The organism is Glycomyces albidus, assembly GCF_009451885.1.
GTDB classification, from domain to species: Bacteria; Actinomycetota; Actinomycetes; order Mycobacteriales; family Micromonosporaceae; genus Glycomyces; species Glycomyces albidus.
Genome location: NZ_WIAO01000038.1, coordinates 26,045 through 43,344 on the forward strand (window position 1 = coordinate 26,045; position 17,300 = coordinate 43,344).

Annotated in this window: 19 protein-coding genes and 1 pseudogene; 10 read left to right on the top strand and 10 right to left on the bottom strand. The window is 71.4% G+C overall.

Features of this window, described 5'->3' with window-relative positions; genetic code table 11:
- Positions 1–23 precede the first annotated feature (23 nt).
- From GFD30_RS22150 to GFD30_RS22160, 3 genes are all read right to left on the bottom strand, one after another.
- Complete coding sequence (locus tag GFD30_RS22150) at positions 24–581, bottom strand: DUF2017 domain-containing protein (protein WP_153027345.1); 558 nt, start codon at positions 579–581, stop codon at positions 24–26.
- Positions 581–811, bottom strand: a complete 231-nt coding sequence (gene clpS / locus GFD30_RS22155; protein WP_407649148.1) for an ATP-dependent Clp protease adapter ClpS — start codon at positions 809–811, stop codon at positions 581–583. Before clpS ends, GFD30_RS22150 begins: the two co-directional genes overlap by 1 nt.
- A 116-nt stretch (positions 812–927) precedes the next feature.
- Positions 928–1,521 (bottom strand): helix-turn-helix domain-containing protein, encoded by a 594-nt coding sequence (locus GFD30_RS22160; protein WP_153027346.1) that lies wholly within the window; start codon positions 1,519–1,521, stop codon positions 928–930.
- Positions 1,522–1,632: 111 nt separating this feature from the next.
- Between GFD30_RS22160 and GFD30_RS28100 the strand changes: the two genes are divergently transcribed.
- The 3 genes from GFD30_RS28100 (at position 1,633) to GFD30_RS22175 (ending at position 4,555) form a co-directional block, all read left to right on the top strand.
- Positions 1,633–2,469 (top strand): DMT family transporter, encoded by an 837-nt coding sequence (locus GFD30_RS28100; protein ID WP_322633503.1) that lies wholly within the window; start codon positions 1,633–1,635, stop codon positions 2,467–2,469.
- Positions 2,470–2,571: 102 nt separating this feature from the next.
- Positions 2,572–3,552 (top strand): glycosyltransferase, encoded by a 981-nt coding sequence (locus tag GFD30_RS22170; RefSeq protein WP_153027347.1) that lies wholly within the window; start codon positions 2,572–2,574, stop codon positions 3,550–3,552.
- A gap of 10 nt (positions 3,553–3,562) precedes the next feature.
- On the top strand, positions 3,563–4,555 hold the full coding sequence (locus GFD30_RS22175) for a glycosyltransferase family 9 protein (RefSeq protein ID WP_153027348.1): 993 nt from the start codon (positions 3,563–3,565) through the stop codon (positions 4,553–4,555).
- A 288-nt stretch (positions 4,556–4,843) separates the two neighbouring features.
- On the opposite strand, the gene GFD30_RS22180 is transcribed toward GFD30_RS22175, so the two are convergent.
- The 7 genes from GFD30_RS22180 to GFD30_RS22210 form a co-directional block, all read right to left on the bottom strand.
- Positions 4,844–6,124: a family 1 glycosylhydrolase gene (locus tag GFD30_RS22180; RefSeq protein WP_153027349.1), complete on the bottom strand. Its 1,281-nt coding sequence runs from the start codon at positions 6,122–6,124 to the stop codon at positions 4,844–4,846.
- Positions 6,121–6,969: a carbohydrate ABC transporter permease gene (locus GFD30_RS22185; RefSeq protein ID WP_153027350.1), complete on the bottom strand. Its 849-nt coding sequence runs from the start codon at positions 6,967–6,969 to the stop codon at positions 6,121–6,123. Before GFD30_RS22185 ends, GFD30_RS22180 begins: the two co-directional genes overlap by 4 nt.
- Complete coding sequence (locus GFD30_RS22190; protein ID WP_153027351.1) at positions 6,966–7,919, bottom strand: carbohydrate ABC transporter permease; 954 nt, start codon at positions 7,917–7,919, stop codon at positions 6,966–6,968. The genes GFD30_RS22185 and GFD30_RS22190 overlap by 4 nt, the downstream gene beginning before the upstream one ends.
- 68 nt (positions 7,920–7,987) lie before the next feature.
- A complete protein-coding gene (locus GFD30_RS22195; RefSeq protein WP_153027352.1) occupies positions 7,988–9,241 on the bottom strand; it encodes an ABC transporter substrate-binding protein in 1,254 nt (417 codons plus the stop codon).
- Positions 9,242–9,504: 263 nt separating this feature from the next.
- Positions 9,505–10,518: a LacI family DNA-binding transcriptional regulator gene (locus tag GFD30_RS22200; protein ID WP_153027353.1), complete on the bottom strand. Its 1,014-nt coding sequence runs from the start codon at positions 10,516–10,518 to the stop codon at positions 9,505–9,507.
- Between the two features lie 76 nt (positions 10,519–10,594).
- Positions 10,595–11,377 carry a protein phosphatase 2C domain-containing protein gene (locus GFD30_RS22205; RefSeq protein WP_153027354.1) on the bottom strand — a complete coding sequence of 261 codons (783 nt, stop codon included), beginning with the start codon at positions 11,375–11,377 and terminating at the stop codon, positions 10,595–10,597.
- Positions 11,378–11,386: 9 nt separating this feature from the next.
- Complete coding sequence (locus GFD30_RS22210) at positions 11,387–11,596, bottom strand: hypothetical protein (RefSeq protein ID WP_153027355.1); 210 nt, start codon at positions 11,594–11,596, stop codon at positions 11,387–11,389.
- Between the two features lie 10 nt (positions 11,597–11,606).
- On the opposite strand from GFD30_RS22210, the gene GFD30_RS22215 reads away from it, so the two are divergent.
- The 7 genes and pseudogenes from GFD30_RS22215 to GFD30_RS22245 form a co-directional block, all read left to right on the top strand.
- Positions 11,607–11,888, top strand: a complete 282-nt coding sequence (locus GFD30_RS22215; protein ID WP_153027356.1) for a TetR/AcrR family transcriptional regulator C-terminal domain-containing protein — start codon at positions 11,607–11,609, stop codon at positions 11,886–11,888.
- 276 nt (positions 11,889–12,164) lie between these two features.
- Positions 12,165–12,992 (top strand): hypothetical protein, encoded by an 828-nt coding sequence (locus tag GFD30_RS22220; RefSeq protein WP_153027357.1) that lies wholly within the window; start codon positions 12,165–12,167, stop codon positions 12,990–12,992.
- On the top strand, positions 12,985–13,302 hold the full coding sequence (locus GFD30_RS22225) for a hypothetical protein (RefSeq protein WP_153027358.1): 318 nt from the start codon (positions 12,985–12,987) through the stop codon (positions 13,300–13,302). The genes GFD30_RS22220 and GFD30_RS22225 overlap by 8 nt, the downstream gene beginning before the upstream one ends.
- 35 nt (positions 13,303–13,337) lie before the next feature.
- Entirely contained in the window at positions 13,338–14,363 is a 1,026-nt protein-coding gene (locus GFD30_RS22230) for a hypothetical protein (RefSeq protein WP_153027359.1), read from the top strand.
- 118 nt (positions 14,364–14,481) lie between these two features.
- Positions 14,482–14,811: a hypothetical protein gene (locus GFD30_RS22235; RefSeq protein ID WP_153027360.1), complete on the top strand. Its 330-nt coding sequence runs from the start codon at positions 14,482–14,484 to the stop codon at positions 14,809–14,811.
- Position 14,812: 1 nt separating this feature from the next.
- Positions 14,813–15,559: a hypothetical protein gene (locus GFD30_RS22240; protein ID WP_153027361.1), complete on the top strand. Its 747-nt coding sequence runs from the start codon at positions 14,813–14,815 to the stop codon at positions 15,557–15,559.
- Positions 15,556–17,300: pseudogene (locus GFD30_RS22245) on the top strand (hypothetical protein); the annotation flags it as partial. The gene GFD30_RS22240 and the pseudogene GFD30_RS22245, both read left to right, overlap by 4 nt.

Genomic DNA, 17,300 nt, shown 5'->3' on the forward strand with positions numbered 1-17,300 from the left:
CTCCCGCCCGCCGGGCCGTCCGGTCAGGGCATCACCGCATCGACCAGGCTGTCCTGCAGGAGGTTCAGCCACGAGTAGACGATGACGGCCGGGACCCGGTCGTCGTCCTCGGGGAGGTCGTAGAGCGCCTCGGCGTCCGCTTCGGTGGCGATGCCGAGGCGGGTGGCGAGGGCGAGGCGGAGGTCGTTGAGGGCGCCGAGCCAGCGCCGGCAGTCCTCCTCGTCGAGGCTGAGGATCCCGCCGCCGGGGCCGAGGGCGTCGAGGTCGGCGATGAGGGACTTGGCGTCGTCGCGCTTGCGGGTGCGCAGGTCGTTCTCGGTGAAGCGGCGGAACTCGGCGGAGCGCTCGCCCGCGTCGTCCGACTCGGCGTCGTAGGCGTCGGGGAAGAGCCGGGCGAGCACCGGGTCGGCGGGCGGTTCGCTCGGGCCGGGCTCGAAGATCGCGGCGAAGGGGTCGTCGACGGGTTCGCCGCGGGTGGCGAGGAGCTCGAGAAGCTGGTCGGCGAGGCCGCGGAGGATGCTCGCCTCGGCCTGGCCGAGGCGGATCGCGGCGCCGCCGGGGAAGCGTTCGAAGCCCTCCATCAGCGGTCCTGCCGCATCGTGGCCCAGAGGCCGTAGCCGTGCATGGCGTGGACGTCGCGCTCCATCTCTTCGCGGCTGCCGCTGGAGACGGCGGCCTGGCCCTTGTTGTGGACGTCGAGCATGAGCTTCTCGGCCATGGACTCGGTGTAGCCGAAGTAGGTGCGGAAGACGTACGACACGTAGCTCATGAGGTTGACCGGGTCGTTGTGCACGATCGTCGTCCACGGCACGTCGGGTGCGGCGGCCTCGCCGGTCGCGGTGTCGGCCGTCTCGGCCGGGGCGCCGGCGCCGCCGAGTGTCGGCAGGATGATCACTCCCCAATGCTGCCATCGGGACGCGGTCGGCGTCAGGCGGGTCGGCCCGGCGTGACGGGGCCGGGCGGGAGGTGGACGGTCATGAGCAGCGTGCAGGTTCCGGTGCCCGCACCGCGGTAGGCGTGGGGGGCGTCGGCGGCGAAGGCGGCGGTCTGACCGGCGCCGAGGTCGTGCTCGGCGCCGTCGACGACGAGGGTCATGCGGCCGGTGACGACACTGACGGTCTCGTGGACGCCGGCCTGGTGGGGGTGGCTGGGGTAGGTTTCGCCGGGTTCGAGTCGCCAGCGCCAGACCTCGACGGGGGCCGGGCCGGGGGTGGTGAGCATGAGGCGGGCCTCGCCGCCGCGGTCGCCGGTCCACAGCGGTTCGGTGTCGGCGGCGTCGACGATGCGGACGCGGTCGTCCTGGGGGCCCTGCATGAGGGCGGAGACGGAGACGCCGAGAGTGTCGGCGAGGCGGACGAGCGTGGCGAGGTTGGGGTTGCCCTGGGCCTTCTCGAGGGCGACGAGGGCGCCCTTGCTGACCTGGGCGCGGCGGCCGAGCTCGTCGAGGGAGAGCCCGGCGCGCGTGCGGGCCGCCTTGACGTTGGTCGCGACGGTCCGCAGCGCGGCCTCGGTCTCGGCCATGGGTCCTCCTGCAATCGGAATCACTCGAATGGTCCGTGCGGTCGGTTTGATGGACCGCCGCGGTCGTTCTAGTATTCAATCCGGTCGTTCCGATGATACTGGGAGGTCGCGGTGATCGCACTCGTCCTGGCGCTGGGCAGCTCCCTCGCCTACGGCACCGCCGACTTCCTCGGCGGCCTCGGCGCGCGCCGGGCCCACGTGCTGCGGACCGTCATGATCGCGGCGCCGGCGAGCCTGGTCGTCGAACTCGTCCTGTGGCCGCTGCTCGGCGCGTCGTTCACGCCCGCGAGCCTCGCGTGGGGAGCGGCCTCCGGCGTGGCCTCGGCGGCGGCGTTCCTCCTGCTCTACCGGACGCTCGCGATCGGCCCGATGAACGTCCTCTCGCCGGTCACCGCCCTGGTGTCGGCGATGCTGCCCGTCGCGGTCGGGCTCCTCCAAGGAGAGCACCTGGGGACGGCCGGACTCGTCGGGCTGCCGCTCGCCCTCGCCGCGGTGGTGCTCGTGAGCGCCGGACCGGGCGCAGGGTCGACGCGCCCGTCGGGGAAGGCGCTCCTCCTCGCGGTCGGCGCCGGCGCGGCCATCGCGCTCCAGCTCGTCTTCCTGCACCAGGCGCCCGCCGACAGCGGCGTCGCACCGCTCATCGCCGGCAGGACCGTCGCATCGGCGGTCACGCTGACCGCCGCCGCGCTCCTGCACCGCCGGCTCGGCACCGAGAAGCCCGCGTACGCGATGTCGGCCGCCGCGGGAGCCCTCGACTCGATCGCGAACCTGCTGTTCCTCATCGCCGCCCGCAGCGGGGACCTCGCGGTCGTCGCGGTCATCGTCGCGCTCTACCCGGCGGGGACGGTCCTCCTGGCACGACGGGTCCTCTCGGAGCGCTTGCAGCGCAGCCAACTCTGGGGGCTGGGCGCCGCCGCGCTCGCGGTGGGGCTGCTCGCGGCAGCCTGAACCGGCCCTCGCGGCATGAGCGGGCCCGAGCAGGGCACGCACTCGGCCGTATGAACCAGCCCAAAGCGGTTGAAGCCGCCCCGCCTCGGGTACCGCGTACACATGCGAGGTTCGAACGCCCTCAGGATCCTGTGCTGGAACGTGGACGGCGCGTGGACGGAGTCCTTCATCCAAGGGCGACATGTGTACCTGCTGCCGAAGGAACCGGACAGCGGGCAGTTCGGGCTGGGACGGGCCGGCCGGCCCTGGCCCCGGCACGTCGTCGACGTCCCCGCGGAAGCGCTGCGGGACACCGAGATCGACGTCGTGGTGCTGCAGCGCCCCGAAGAGCTCGCGCTCGCCGAGCGGTGGCTCGGGCGCCGGCCCGGCCGCGACGTCGCCGCCGTCTACGTCGAGCACGGCACCCCGCCCGGTCGCGCCGCCACCAGCCGCCACCCGCTCGCCGACCGCGACGACATCCCCGTCGTCCACACCAGCGACTTCAACCGCCTCATGTGGGACTGCGGGCGGGCCCCCACCACCGTCGTCGACCACGGCGCCGCCGACCCCGGGCCGCGGTTCACCGGCGAACTGCCGCACGCGCTCGCCGTCGTCGACGAACCCGTCGGCCGCGGCCGCGACGCCGGCGCGGACGTCCTCGAGGCACTGCGCGCCGCCGCACCCATCGACCTGTTCGGTTCCGGCGCCGAAGCGGTCCGCACCTGGCCCGACGGCCGCGGCCACGCGCTGACCGGCAATCCCCCGATCCCCCTTGAAGAACTGCACACCGCGATGGCCCGCCGCCGGGTCTACGTGCATCCCTCCCGCTGGACCTCCCCCGGCGCGCCGCTCATCGAGGCGATGCTCCTCGGCCTGCCCGTCGTCGCCGTCGCCAGCACCGCCGCCGCGACCCTCCCGCCCTCGATCGGCGCCGTCTCCTGCGACCTCGGCGTCCTCGCCGCGCGCCTCGCTCAACTCGCCGCCGACCGCGACCTCGCCGCCGAAGCCGGCGCCGCCGCCCGCGAATACGCACTCGCCCACCACGGACTCGAAGGATTCCTGAACCGCTGGGACGTGCTGCTGGAGCGCGCCATCGCAACCTGAGGAGGATCACATGACCGATACTGAGGCATCCGACATCCGCGGCACCGGGTCGGAACCCGGCGGCACCGTCCTCGCACTCCGAGCGCTCGGCATCGGCGACCTGCTCACCGCCGTCCCCGCGCTGCGGGCACTGCGGAAGGCGTTCCCGCACAAGCGGATCGTCCTCGCCGCCCCCGAGCGGCTGCGGCCCCTGGCCGACCTCGTCGAAGCGGTCGACCTCCTCCACCCCACCTCCGGCGTCGGCGACCTCGACTGGCACGGCGAATCACCGGAACTGGCCGTCAACCTGCACGGCGAAGGCCCCGGCAGCGTCCACGACCTGCTCGAGACCGAGCCCGAAGAGATCATCACCCACCGGCACCCCGAACTCCCCGGCGTCGGCGGCCCGCCCTGGCGCCCCGAACTCCACGAGATCGACCGCTGGTGCCGGCTGCTCGAACAGGGCGGCCTCCCCGCCGACCCCACCGACCTGCTCCTCGCACCGCCGCCGCGGCCCACACCGCACGCCGGCACCGTCGTCATCCACCCCGGCGCGAAGGACGCGGTCCGGCGCTGGCCCGCCGACCGGTTCGCACGCGTCGCGAACGCGCTCCAGAAGGACGGGCACGAGATCGCGATCACCGGCGACCACAGCGAGATCGCGCTGGCCCGGTCCGTCGCCGCGGCGGCCGGCATCGCCCCGTGGCGGGTGCTGGCCGGGCGCACGAACCTCGAGGAGCTCGCGGCGATCATCGCCTCCGCGCGGCTCGTGCTGTGCGGTGACACCGGCGTCGCGCACCTCGCGACCGCCTTCGGGACGCCCTCGGTGGTCCTCTTCGGACCCATGCCGCCGACCCTGTGGGGACCGCCGCCGTGGCGCCGGCGCCACCGGGCCCTGTGGGCCGGGCGCCGAGGCGACCCGCACGGCGACCGCCCCGACCCGGGCCTGCTCGAACTCGAATGGAAGGACGTCCTCGAACGGTCGAGGGAGACCCTCGCCGTCGCCGAGCGACGCCTGCGCTGAGCACCTGCGGCGGGCCGCACCGGTGCCCGGCGGCCCGCTGCGCGACCTCGGCGGTGAGTGCGAGCGCGAAGGCGATCGCCGGCCGACGGGCTCGGACACCACCTCGCGCGGACCCGCCGGAGACGCCGAAGGGCGCCCGGGGATGCCGTGAAGCGGCATCCCCGAACACCCCTGAACGCAAAGGGAGGCCGCCGATCCCACTCCCCCCGGCGCTGGATCGGCGGCCTCGTCCCCCGGACGAAAGTCCCTCTGGAACATGGCTACCCGCGCCCCGTCGGTCTATTCGCCTCAGCGAGATTTTTCTTGAGAACGTTGCGCTGCAACCTGATCGGCGTGAAATCGGAAGCGGTCCGCGATCGGGGTCCGCACCCGGGCGAGGCCGTCGGCGCGCTCCTGGAGCTCCCACAGGCCCATCGTCAGCCGGTGCGCCTCGCGCGGATCCTGCGAGTGGCGGTAGGTCCACTCGTACATGTCGAAGAGCGGCCACCACGTGTACCCGACGACGTCGACGCCTTCGGCGCGCAGATCGTGCAGCGCCGCGACCGACGCGTCAAGCCAGGCGAGCCGCGCCTCGACCGTCCCCGTCACGCAGGTCTCCGTCAGCATCACCGGGGCCCCGTACCGGTCGGCGGCGGCCCGCAGCAGCTCCGCCAGGCCCTCCACGCCGTCGTCCTGGACCGGCCGCGGGTCCGGGAAGCCGCCGCTGTGGAACACGCCGGCCTCGAAGACCTCGGTGGAGTGCAGCGGATAGTAGTTGACGCCCACCACGTCCGGGCGGACCGGCGCCTCGGCGAACCACGCGAAGTCCGCGTCGGTCCAGCCGTTGCCGCGCAGGAACGGCGCCAGCGCGTGCGCGTCGCCGACCCGGCCGGTCACCAGGTCCTCCACGAGGAAGACCTGCTCCTTCAGCCGGGCGGCGTGCTCGCGGTGCTCGGGCGCGTCCGTGTCGCCGGTGAAGCGCATGCCCGCGTCCACGTGGACGAACACCGCGCCGTCGAGCACGTCGCCGATCGCGCGCTGCGCGAGCACGAACCCGCGGGCGAGCTGGCCGACCATGGTGGTCAGGCCCGCCGGACCGGACAGGTACGGCGGCCAGTACGCGTACTCCCCCGAGAACAGGGCGTGGATCATCGGCTCGTTCACCGGCGTGTAGTCCGCGACGCCGAGGTGCGCGTACCGTTCGGCCACGGCCGCGGAGTACTCGGCGACGCGCTTGGGGTAGTCCGGGTTCGCGAACTCGCCGTCCATCCACAGGGGCGTCCCGTAGTGCATGAGGTCCACGATCGGCCGCAGCCGCAGTTCGGCGAAGCGGTCCATGACGCGGTCGAGCCAGCCCCAGTCCCACCGGCCCTGCTCGGGCTCGATGCGGTGCCAGGGCACGCCCCAGCGCACCAGCTCGGCCCCCGCGTCCGCGGCCAGCGCGAGGTCGCCGTGCCACCGGTCGTAGTGCTCGGTGAGCGCGTACTCGTCGATCGCGCGCTCGCCGGGCCGCGACTGCGGCACGAAGGTGTCCTCGACGCCGACCGCGAAGTGGAGCGAGCCGTCGCGGTGCCATGGGTGGGAGGTCATTTGAGTCCTGTCGTTGCGATGTTCTCGATGAAGCGGCGCTGGATGAGGAGGAACGCGATGACGAGCGGCAGGATCGCGATCAGCGATCCGGCCATCATCACGCCGTGGGGGACGATGCCGCTGGGTCCGGTGAGGAGCGTCAGGCCGGAGGTGATGGTGCCCATGTCCGCGTCGGTGGTGAACACCAGCGGCCACAGGAGGTCGTTCCAGTTGTTGACGAAGGTGAAGAGCCCCAGGGTGAGCAGGGCCGGGACGGCGTTGGGGAGGACGACCGACCGGAAGACCCGGAACTCGGAGGCGCCGTCGATGCGGGCGGCCGCGTCGACGTCGCGCGGGAGCGAGAGGAAGAACTGGCGCAGGAAGAAGATCCCGAAGGCGTCGGCGGCGCGGGGCGCGATGAGCCCGGCGTAGGTGTTGACCCAGCCGAGGTCGGCGACGAGCTGGTAGAGCGGGATGAGGGTGGCCTGGAACGGGATCATCAGGGTGGCGATGATCGCGACGAGGAGGACCTTGCGTCCGGCGAAGTCGATGCGGGCCAGGGCGTAGGCCGCGAGCGAGTCGAAGACGAGCGCGAACGCGGTGACGCCGCCGGCGAAGAGGAAGCTGTTGCCGACCAGCCGCAGGAACGGCAGCTCGGAGGTGACTTCGCGGACGTTGTCGAGCGTCCAGGCGTCGGGCAGGAGGCTCGGCGGGTAGGCGTTGACCTCGGCGACCGGTTTGAACGCGGTGAAGACGATGATCGCGATGGGCAGCAGGACGACCGCGCTGACGGCGACGAGCGCGATCACCGCGAGGACGGTGCCGGGCGTGGTCCCGGGGCGGGTCCGGTGGGTCGGGGCGCTCATGAGGACAGGTCCTTTTCCTTGCGGCCGAAGAAGAGGAATTGCACGAGGCTGAGGATCAGGGTCGCGATGAGGAGCACGTACGACAGTGCCGAGGCGAACCCGATGTCGAGCTTGCGGAAGCCGGACTCGTAGATCTCCATGACGAGGGTCTGGGTGTGGCCGTAGGGGCCGCCGCCGGTCATGACGTAGATCTGGTCGAAGGCCTGGAGGGCGGCGATCATCGCGAAGATGAGCACGAACGCCATGGTGTTGGACAGGAGCGGCAGCGTGACGTTCCGGAAGCGGGACCAGGGTCCGGCGCCGTCCATGCGGGCGGCCTCGTAGAGGGAGGCCGGGATGTCCTGGAGGCCGGCCAGGAAGATCACGAAGTAGAACCCGAAGAGCTTCCAGACGGCGACGAGGACGACGGCGGGCATCGCGAGGTCCGGGTCCTCCAGGACGTTGCCGAGCTGGATTCCGAGGCCGCGCAGCCAGTAGTTGAGGAGGCCGACCTGGGGGTCGATGAGGTAGCTCCAGGCGAAGGCGGCCACGGCGAAGGAGACGACGAACGGCACAAACAGGGCGGTCCGGAAGAACGACCGGAAGGGCATGCGGGGGCTGTTGAGCAGGAGCGCCAGCGCGAGGGCCGCGATGACGGCGGTGGGCGTGAACAGGACGGTGTACCACAGGGTGTTGAGGACGGCGTCGCGGATGTCGGGGTCGGTGAAGACGGTGACGTAGTTCTCGAGGCCGATGAACTCCTCGCGGCCGAACCCGCTGGCGTCCATGAAGGACAGTCGCAGGGCCGAGATCATGGGCCAGACGGTGAACAGGCCGATGATGATGAGCGCGGGCGCGAGGAACGCCCAGGCTCTCGCGTTGCGCCCGGCGGGGCTGCCGGTGGCGCGGCGGCGGCCGCCGAGCGGCGCCGGGGGCCGGTACCGGCGGGCGGTCGGGTTCGGTGCGGTCATGGCTTCCTCTTCGAAACGTGTGTGCGAGGCGGGGCGGCGGGGGCGCCGGGGGCGCCCCCGCTGCGGCCTTATTCGTCGAGCGCTTCCTGGATCTTGGTCTGGGCCTCGGCGAGCAGGGCGTCGATGTCGCCGCCGGCGACCGCCTGCTGGGTGAGCTCGTCGACCGCGCTGAGGACGTCGGTGGTGTTGACGACGCCGGGCAGGAGCGGCCGGCCGGTGTCGGCGATCTCGGTGAGCGAGGCGACGACCGGGTTCTCGGCGACGGCGTCGGCCGGGATGTCGGTGCGCAGCGGCGGCCAGCCGGAGCCGAGCGACCAGGCGACGGAGTTCTCGTCGTTGAGGAAGAAGGAGAAGAACTCCTCGGCGGCCTCCTGCTCGGCACTGGAGGTGTCGACGGTGACGGCCATGGAGACGCCGATGGCGGAGGCGGCCTGCTCGGCGGGTCCGGCCGGCAGCGCGGCGATCCCGTAGTCGATGCCGTTCTCGGTGGCGATGGAGGCCATCCAGGGGCCGCCGACGGTCATGGCCGCCTGGCCGCCGCTGAAGAGCTCGTCTGCGCCGACGCCGTCGACGCCGGTGGGCGAGATCTGCTCGGTCGCGATGGCGTTGCTCCAGAACTCGAGGGTCGCGGCGTTCTCGGGCGAGTCGATGACGGCGGTGCCGTCGTCGACGATGCCGCCGCCGTTGCCGTAGAACAGCGAGGGCCACAGGCCGTTGGCGACGGTGGCGTGGTCGGGCAGGACCACCCCGTACTGCTCGGGGGTGCCGTCGCCGTCGTCGTCGACCGTGAGCTGCTGGGCGGTGGCGACCCACTCGTCCCAGGTCTGCGGGAACGCGGTGACGCCGGCGGCGTCGAAGAGCGCCTGGTTGTAGTAGACGGCGAGCGGCACGAAGCCGGTGGGCACGCCGTACTTGACGCCGTCCACGGTCTCCATCTCGACTGCGCCGGGGTTGAGGTTCGCGGTGTTGCTGGACTCGTCGGCGTAGAAGTCGTCGAGTTCGGCGAAGGCGCCCTTGGAGGCGTACACGGGCAGGCGCTCGGCGGGCATGGCGACGATGTCGGGGCCCTCGCCGGCGGACAGGGCCGTCAGGAGGGTGTCGTCGATGCTGGCCCAGGTCTTGAGTTCGGTCGTGATCTCGACGTCGTCGTGGGCGGCGTTGAAGTCGTCCACGATGCCCTGCAGGACGTCGCCGTCGGCCTCGGTGTAGCCGTGCCAGAAGGTGAGCTCGACGGGTCCGCCGTCGTCGCCGGCGGAGCATCCGGTGGCGGTGATGGCGAGCGCCGCGCCGACGGCCCCTGCGAGGATTCGCTTGCGTGTCATGTCGGTGTTCCCTCTCAAAGCGAGACTGCGCTGTCTGCGCGTGGTCCAACGCCGAGATCGAAACCTTCGTTCTACAACGTTGTAACTTCTGGATCGTAGGAACATCGTCCCCCCGCTGTCAACGCCCCGCGGCCTTCCGACGCGGTTCTTTCCCGATTCGTGATCATGGCGGCCACCTGCGGCGACATCAGAACAGGCTAAACCCGCCCGAGGATTCTACAACGTTGTAAAGCGGACGCGGCGCCCTGGAGCGCCCAGGGGGCTCAGGCGGGCGGAGCCGACTCGCGCTCGATGACGGCGAAGTCCGCCGCGCGGGTGCGCGGCTCGGGGCCGGCGCCGTCGCCGCCGATACGCGCGATGAGCGTCTCGACGGCCGTGCGGGCGATCCACTCGCGGCCCGGGTCCACCGTCGTCAGGGACGGGATGGCGTAGGCGGCCTCGTCGAGGTCGTCGAAGCCGAGGACGGCCACGTCCTGGGGGATGCGCAGACCCGACTCCTGAAGCACGCGCATCGCGCCGAGCGCGAGCGTGTCGTTGAAGCCGAAGACCGCGTCGAAGTCGACGCCGCGGTCGAGCAGGTCGTGCATGGCGTGCGCGCCGTCGGCCCGGTGCCACAGGGTCGCGCGCGCGACCAGCCGCTCGTCGTACTCGATGCCATGGGCCGCAAGGGCTTCGCGGTAGCCGCGAAGCCGGAGCCGGGCCGAGCCCATGACCTCGGCCTCGTTCTCGCCGATGACCGCGATGCGCCGGCGCCCGGAGGCGATGAGGTACTCGGTGGCCGCGCGGGCGGCCTCGACGTTGCGCATCGTCACGTGGTCGCAGGGCCAGTCGAAGGTGCGCTCCCCCAGCATGACCACCGGCAGCGGTCCGCCCAGCGCGGCCGCGTCCTCCTGGCCGAGGCCGAGCGGGCTGAGGATGAGGCCGTCGGTGCGGTTGAGGCGGGGGCTCTGGAGCAGCGCCAGCTCGCGGTCGCGGTCGCCGCCGGTCTGCTCCACCAGCGTGACCAGCCCGGCCTCCTCGGCCGCGGCGATGACGAAGCTCGCGAGCTCCGCGAAGTAGCTCAGGTTCAGCTCGGGCACGGCCAGTGCGATCGTGTCGGTGCGGCCCGAGCGGAGGCTGCGGGCGCTGAGGTTGGGCTGGTAGCCGAGTTCGGCGATCGCGCGCTCGACCTTCTCGCGGGTCGCGGGCCGGATGTGGGGGTACCCGTTGATGACGTTCGAGACGGTCTTGAACGACACGCCTGCCAGTTCCGCGACGTCGCGCAGGGTTACTGCCATGGCACCTCCACTGTCGGTTCGGGAGCACTGTCGGTTCGGGGGCGCGGTCGGTTCGGGAACACTGCCGGACACGATTCTACAACGATGCAGATTCGGGGAACCGCAGATGGACGGCGGTGGCGTCGTCGTGCCGCTTCGCCCCGGGGCTCGGGTCGCGGTCGCCGTGCCCGCGCACGAGGTCGATGGCCGCGCCGACGCCGTGGTCGAAGACGAGGGCGAGCACGTCGGGCCAGGGGCGGCCGTAGCGGTCCACGAGGCGGGTCAGGCCGTCCGTGCAGAGCAGGAGGTCGGCGACGTCGGCGACCGGGACCGTGCCGGTGCGGGCCATGGCGGCCGCGGCCGGGTCGGTGGAGGCGACCCAGTAGCCGCCGTCGCGGTTGCGCAGGCCCGCGACATACGCGACGGGCCAGCGCCGCACGCCCGCGAGGTCGACCGCCGGCGCTCCGGGCAGCCGGGCGAGGCGGTCGTCGGTCTCGATGCGGCACTTGCCGTCCCGGTCGCGCCAGGCGATCGAGCAGTCGCCGAGGACGAGCCATTCGAGGTCGCCGCCGGACCAGCGGACGAGGGCGGCGGTGGCACCGGGCGAGACCGGGTTGTCGAGGTCGCAGGTGCGGGCGTGGCGGGCGTTGACCGCCGCGATGGCGCCGGCGAGGACCTCGGCGAGTTCGAGCGGTTGGCCGATCAGGTCCGCTATGGACTCGGCGAGGGCCGCGGTGTACCAGGGGACGTCGTGGACGCAGCCGTCGCCGGGGTAGCGGGTGATGCCGTCGAGGACCAGCGCCCAGGTGTCGGCGACGCGGTGCAGGTCCTCGTTCGGCGCCGACGATCCCGGCCTCGATTCGGCCCTCGCCTCGATCATGGGGCCAGCCTACGGGAGCGCGGCTCGCCTTCCGCGCCAGACGGCGGCCACCGCGCCGGCGCCGGCGAGGACCGGCAGCAGGCCGAGGAGGCCGTAGCCGAGCGGCACGATCAGGTCGTAGTTCTCGCCGCCCGTGCTCAGGACGGTCAGGGAGGTGAGCAGGCCGAGACCGAACAGGACGGTGGTGACGGCGCGGGCCGGGCCGCTGCGCCGGCTCACCGAGCGGAACATGGCGGCGGTCGAGACCGTGCTGGCGACGCTACGCGAGGCCGGCTTCCCGCCCCGACAAGGGCTGCGGATGGTCTACTCGATCACCGAACTCGCCATCGGACAGGTCACCGTGCGCTCAGTGGACACTCCCAAGGAGGGCGGGGAGGTCGACCTGTCGCCGTATCCACTGCTCGCCGAGGCGCTCCAGGGCGGCGGGATCGACCCGGGCGAGCGCTTCGACTTCGCACTGACGGCGCTCCTTACCGGGTTCGAGCGATCCGCTCCGGACCGGGACCGGTGAACAGACAGCGCTCTCTCGTTAAATCTCCATAACGATCGCGTTGCCGGTCGGTTGAAATTTCAAACATGTGTCGACAACTGCCGCAACGGAAGCGGCCGGAAGTCCACAGGCGGCGGAGCGATCCGTGGCGAAACCGCTGTTCTTCGGCGGTCGCCCTTCGAAAGGCCGAGCCGGGCCGCGATGTCGTGGGCCGAGGCCCGGGAACCCGATAGATCCGAAAAGCTTGCATAATAATGACTTGCGAACACTCCGCCTCCAGCTTCGCAGGAGCACCTTTTGACCGACACTCCTTTCAGAGAACGCTCTCTGAGCAGCGACTGCGGCGCCGTGACGGTGACTGTGGCGGCCGGTGCGGCGCCACGGATCGAACTCACCGCCGCCGCCGAGCGCATGTTCACACGCGACCTCGCCGAGCTCATCACCGACACCGCCCGAGCCGCGGCGCGCGCCGCAGCAGACGCGGTCGCCGCCGACCCGGTTCCCGGCATCGCCGACGCCATCGAGGAACTCGCCGGCTTCACCCAGCACCTCCGCGAGCGCGGCTACGGCGCCGTCATCGCCGAGCGCAGGGAGGCCGCGGCCGAAGCGGAGGACGGCGACGAAACGGCCCCAGAACAGTCCGGTTTGGACAGCGCACTCCTCGGTCCGGCGATGGGAGGGGGGTACCTCAAACTCCATCCCGAGGCCTTGGGAGCGCTTGAATCGACGCTCGCGCTCCTCCAGCGGTTCCAGGAGACCCCGCCCGGAACGGGCAAGGGCGAGGAGCCGGGGCCAGTGGGGCTCGCCAAGAGCGAGTCGAAGCTCGTCACCGTCGAGTCCACCAACGAATACCCCGTCAGCCGGGTCGTGCTCTCCAAGCGCGCCCTGGAGATCGGCGCCAAAGGGCTCACCGCGGAGCTGAACGCCACCGTCGCGGCGGCGCACGCCGACCTCCTCGAACGGCAGGAGGCGTACTTCAGCGGACTCGGCCTGCGGACCGCTCCGGCGGACGCGGTCGAACGCAGCGGCGCGTTCCGCGACGAGGCGAACGCGGTCGCCGCCGAGATGCGGAGCACTCAGGAACGGATCACGCAGATGTTCAAGGATGGAGGCCACTTTGGCTGACGGCACACCGGGGATCGACACCCCGAAGGTCAGGGAGATGTCGGACGGGATCCGAGCCGACATCCCGCCGATACTCGAGAAGACCAACCCGATCTTTCCCGAACTCCGGGAACTGGATCCGAAGCTCATGGTCTCGGTCCAGTGGTCGCTGGCGGCCGCCCACGCGCTCGCGGTGGGCTACACGATCGAGATGATCACGGGCGCCGCCGACTGCTTCACGCAACTGACCACGGCCCTCGACGAGTCTGTCATTGCATGGGAGCAAGCCGACGAAGCCGCCGCGAAGCTCCTCGGCGGCGGCCCGGCCTGACAACGCGCCGAGGCGCACCGAGCAGAAGGACCCGCATGGCATACCAGGCACCTGATCCCGCACAGTTCGACACGATGAAGGAAGGTTACGCGTACCTCGCGCCGGCGGCGGCCGTGGCAATCACGCTGCCCGCGTTCGTCTTCGGCGGCCCCTGCGCCAAAATCGCCAAGATCATCTACCTCCGCCAGTGCAACCCCGGCGAGATCGTGCAGGGCGGGGCGATGTGGCTCCAGGTCGCCCAGCAGTTCGACCTCGCCCGCGAGGCATTCCAGGCCCGACTCGACGCACTGACGCCCGACCAGTGGACCGGCCAGGACCGGGACGCCTTCAACGAGAAGGCACAGCAGATCCTCACGCAGCTCTCGGCGATCTCAGCGTTCGCGCTCCACCTCGGTGTCTCCATGACGATGATCGGGTTCACGCTCGCGATCCTGATTCCGATCCTGGTCGCGGTGGCGACGGTGCTCTTCGCGATGGCGGCGACGGTCCTGATCGTCCGCAATTTCGTCCCGGCGGGGCCGATCATGGCGCTGGCGTGGCGGACCCAGGCCACCGTGTTCGCGACCACCTCGCTCGCCGGCCTCAAGACGCTGGAGAAGGTGGTCGACGGGGTCTCGGTGGCCCTGGCCGGGTTCATCGGCGCGAACATGACCGTCACCTGGGTCAACATGGCCGCCGCCGGGAACATCATCAACCCGCTCAACACGCTCGGATCCACCGTGTACAGCCTCGCACAGGGCCTGCTGAACCTCGCGTTCGTCCACCTCATGGCGCCGGGAAAGAAGTGCCTCTTCCCCAACGGGATCCCGGCCAAGATCCTCCTCGGCGGCGTGGGCGTCCAGGGCGGCTACAGCTTCAGCAACGCAATCGTCGACAGCGCCGACGAGAATGCCCCGAACAAGATGAAGGAAGAAGGCATCGACGCCCTCACCTACGACTTCTTCCCCAGCAAGTGGGACGACACCGCCCGCTCGGGGGACGCTCCGCACAGCTGGCGCAACGACGGCTCGATACCCGAGTCGGAGGAGGACGGCGCCCAGGGCACGGCCGGGCGGAGTTGAGCCGGCGCGGCCCGCCCGGGGCGACGCACGACCGAACCGAACAATCCACACCATCCTTTACAGACTGTCCACCCGCCGCTCCGGCGCGGCGCGTCCACCAGTACAGATCGGCGACCCCATGGCAGCAAGAGAACTCGACCCGGAAGCGATCCAGGAGTACAAGGCCCTGATCCAGGAGCAGTTGGACCACCTCGACGGGATCATCCCGCGGCTCAAGAAGGGAGAGGTCCTCGGACGGCTCCCCGCCTTCGGCCAGCTCGACGCCTCCGCGACCGCGCGGACCAACTACCAGACCTTCCATTCGACCACTTGGGACAACCTCCAGAACCTGCGCGTCTCCCTGAGCGGCATGATGGAGACCCTCCAGGCCTCCGCGGACCAGTCCGACGAGTCCGACGACGCGGTCGTGACCGACATGACCAACTACGAGTCCGAGCTGGGCGGCTAGCGTGTCGCGACGCACGCGCGGCACCGCCGCCGCGATCGCCGCCGCCCTGGCCCTCGCCGGCTGCTCCGCGAGCGGCCCCGGCGAGACCGAGGCCGACGCGCCGAGCGGGTCCTACGCCGTCATGGGGAACTGGCTCGGCTGCGAGGTCTTCGGCGACTTCGCCGACCTCCAGGCGCAACTCGGAGCGACCGGCGTCGACGGCGAACTCCAGAGCACCCCGATCGGCGAGGGGATCGACGCCGAGTCCGCCGGGTGCGCGGGCCTGTTCGACCTTGCGACCTTCGAAGACGTCCAGGGCTCCTTCGAATACTCGGTGACCGGCGACGCGGCCGCCCGCGGCGGCCTCGCCCCCTGGAACGACGAGGCCGAGGCCGAGGCCAACTTCGCCGACCGGGTCGCCCAGCGCCGCGAGAACGCCGCCGGCATCGCGTACACCGGCGAGACCGAGGGCGAGCTCGGCGGCGACTGGGACGAGAGCCTCTACATCGCCGCCGACACCGACGAGCGGTTCTACATCGACGCGTACGGGCGCAAGGGCGACTGGGTCGTCTACCTGTCCGTCGACTTCCTGCACGACCCGGGCGTCGGCGCCTACGAGTCGGCGCCGGAGTTCTATCCGGACTCGAGCGCCGAAGCGATGGCCGTGTACCCGTTCACCACCGAATCGCTCGTCGCCTGGATCACCGGCGAGCACCTCCCCCAGATCCAGACCGACATCCTCCAGCGAGCCGAGAGCGAGGGCCAGTGACCGAAGCAGCCGAGATCGAGAAGGAAGAGTACGGCGAGATCGAGGAGGGCCAGTCCTCCTCGCAGTTCACCGTCGCGCAGAACAGCCTGCTGGTCAAGCCCTCGTGCGAGACCGGGGACTGCACGTGCAAAGTGGAGGAGCCCGCCGAGGCCGCCTGGGTCAAGCTCATGTCGGCGGTGCCGCAGGCGTCCCAGATCAACAGCCTCCGGGCCGCCCGCGAGGGCACCATGCTGCTTCCCGAGGGCCAGACCATCCAGAGCATGGTCAAGTCGATCCGGCCCCAGCCGGAGGCCGACTACGCCATCGACACGATCCGCGACGCCTGGACCGACTTCTACGAGGAGTTCCGGATCGTCGGCCCCAAGCTCGAGCAGGGCCTCGCGGCGCTCGCCGAGACCTGGAAGGGCGAGGACTTCGACGCGTTCGAGGAGCAGGCCGAGACCGTCATCAAGAACTGCCGGACGATCCAGAACGACATCGGCGGCGAGAACGGCGACGACGGCGTCATCAAGATCCTCGACACCAAGCAGGCTGAGATCTTCGAGCAGCAGGGCGGCACCGCGTGCGTCTACCCGGCGCCGAAGTTCTTCATGGAGGGCACGAGCTGCGGCTCGCACCGCATCCACATCCGACCGCCGTTCTTCCGCAACTGCGAGATCCGCGAGAACGACGAGACCAAGGCCGCCTTGGAGCTCGCCGGGTTCGACCCGACCGTCGTCGACGAGGTGAACGAGGGCCGCCAGCGGACGTACGACATGTGGATCGAGTACGTCAACGCCAACCCCGACTACGAGGAGAACGGCCTCAAGGGCCAGGCGCTCGCCGAGTCCAAGGCCGACGAGTACGCGACCATGCGCATGGAGTACCTCGGGACACGGGGCTCGAGCCAGCTCGAAGAGGAGGCGGCGCGGGTCAACGAGGAGGTCACCGAGCGGCACAGCAACGTCGAGGCGCAGGTCACCGATATCGCTCCGGACTCCAAGCCGGGCGAGCAGACCACGTTCAACGACGGCCCGGACGCCGACTTCCCGCCCGCGCCGGACCTCGACTCCGGCGGCGGGGGCGGCATGCCCGACCTCGGCGACACCGGCGTGGACGGCATGGGCAAACCGGACAACCTCATGAAGCTCGACGACGCGCCCGGCGGCCCGGGCTCGACCGAGGGCTTCAACAGCGCCGGGCTCAACGGCGGCGGGAACCCTCCCAGCGGGTACACCGGCGGCTCGGACCTCAGCGCCCTCGACGACGACAACCCGTTCAACCAGGCCCCCGACCCGGACGATCTCAGCGGCGGGTACGGGGGCGGGCAGTTCCCGGGCAGCGGCGGCACGCCGCCCGGGGCGATCACCGGCGGCAGCGACCTCAGCCCCTACAACTCCCCCTCCGGTCTCGACCCGGACGAGGTCAGCGGCGGTCTCGCCGGAGGGGGCGGCGGTCTGAGCGGCCCGCCGCCCGGCGGCATCGGAGGCGGCGGCGGCCTCTCGGGCGGCCTCGGCGGGGGCGGCGGCAACATCCCGTCCAGCCTGCTTCCGCCGACCGGCATCGGCGGCGGCGGTGGCCTCAAGGGAACCGGGTCGACCGGCGGCAAGAACGGCTACACCTCGATCCGCAACGCCGGGCCGGGGAACAAGCCGGGCGGCCTCGGCGGCAAGCCCGGATCGATCACCGGCGGCTCCGGTCTGCGCGGGGGCGGCGGCGTCCCCGGCGGTGCGGGCGGCGGCTCGGGCCTGAAGGGCGGCGG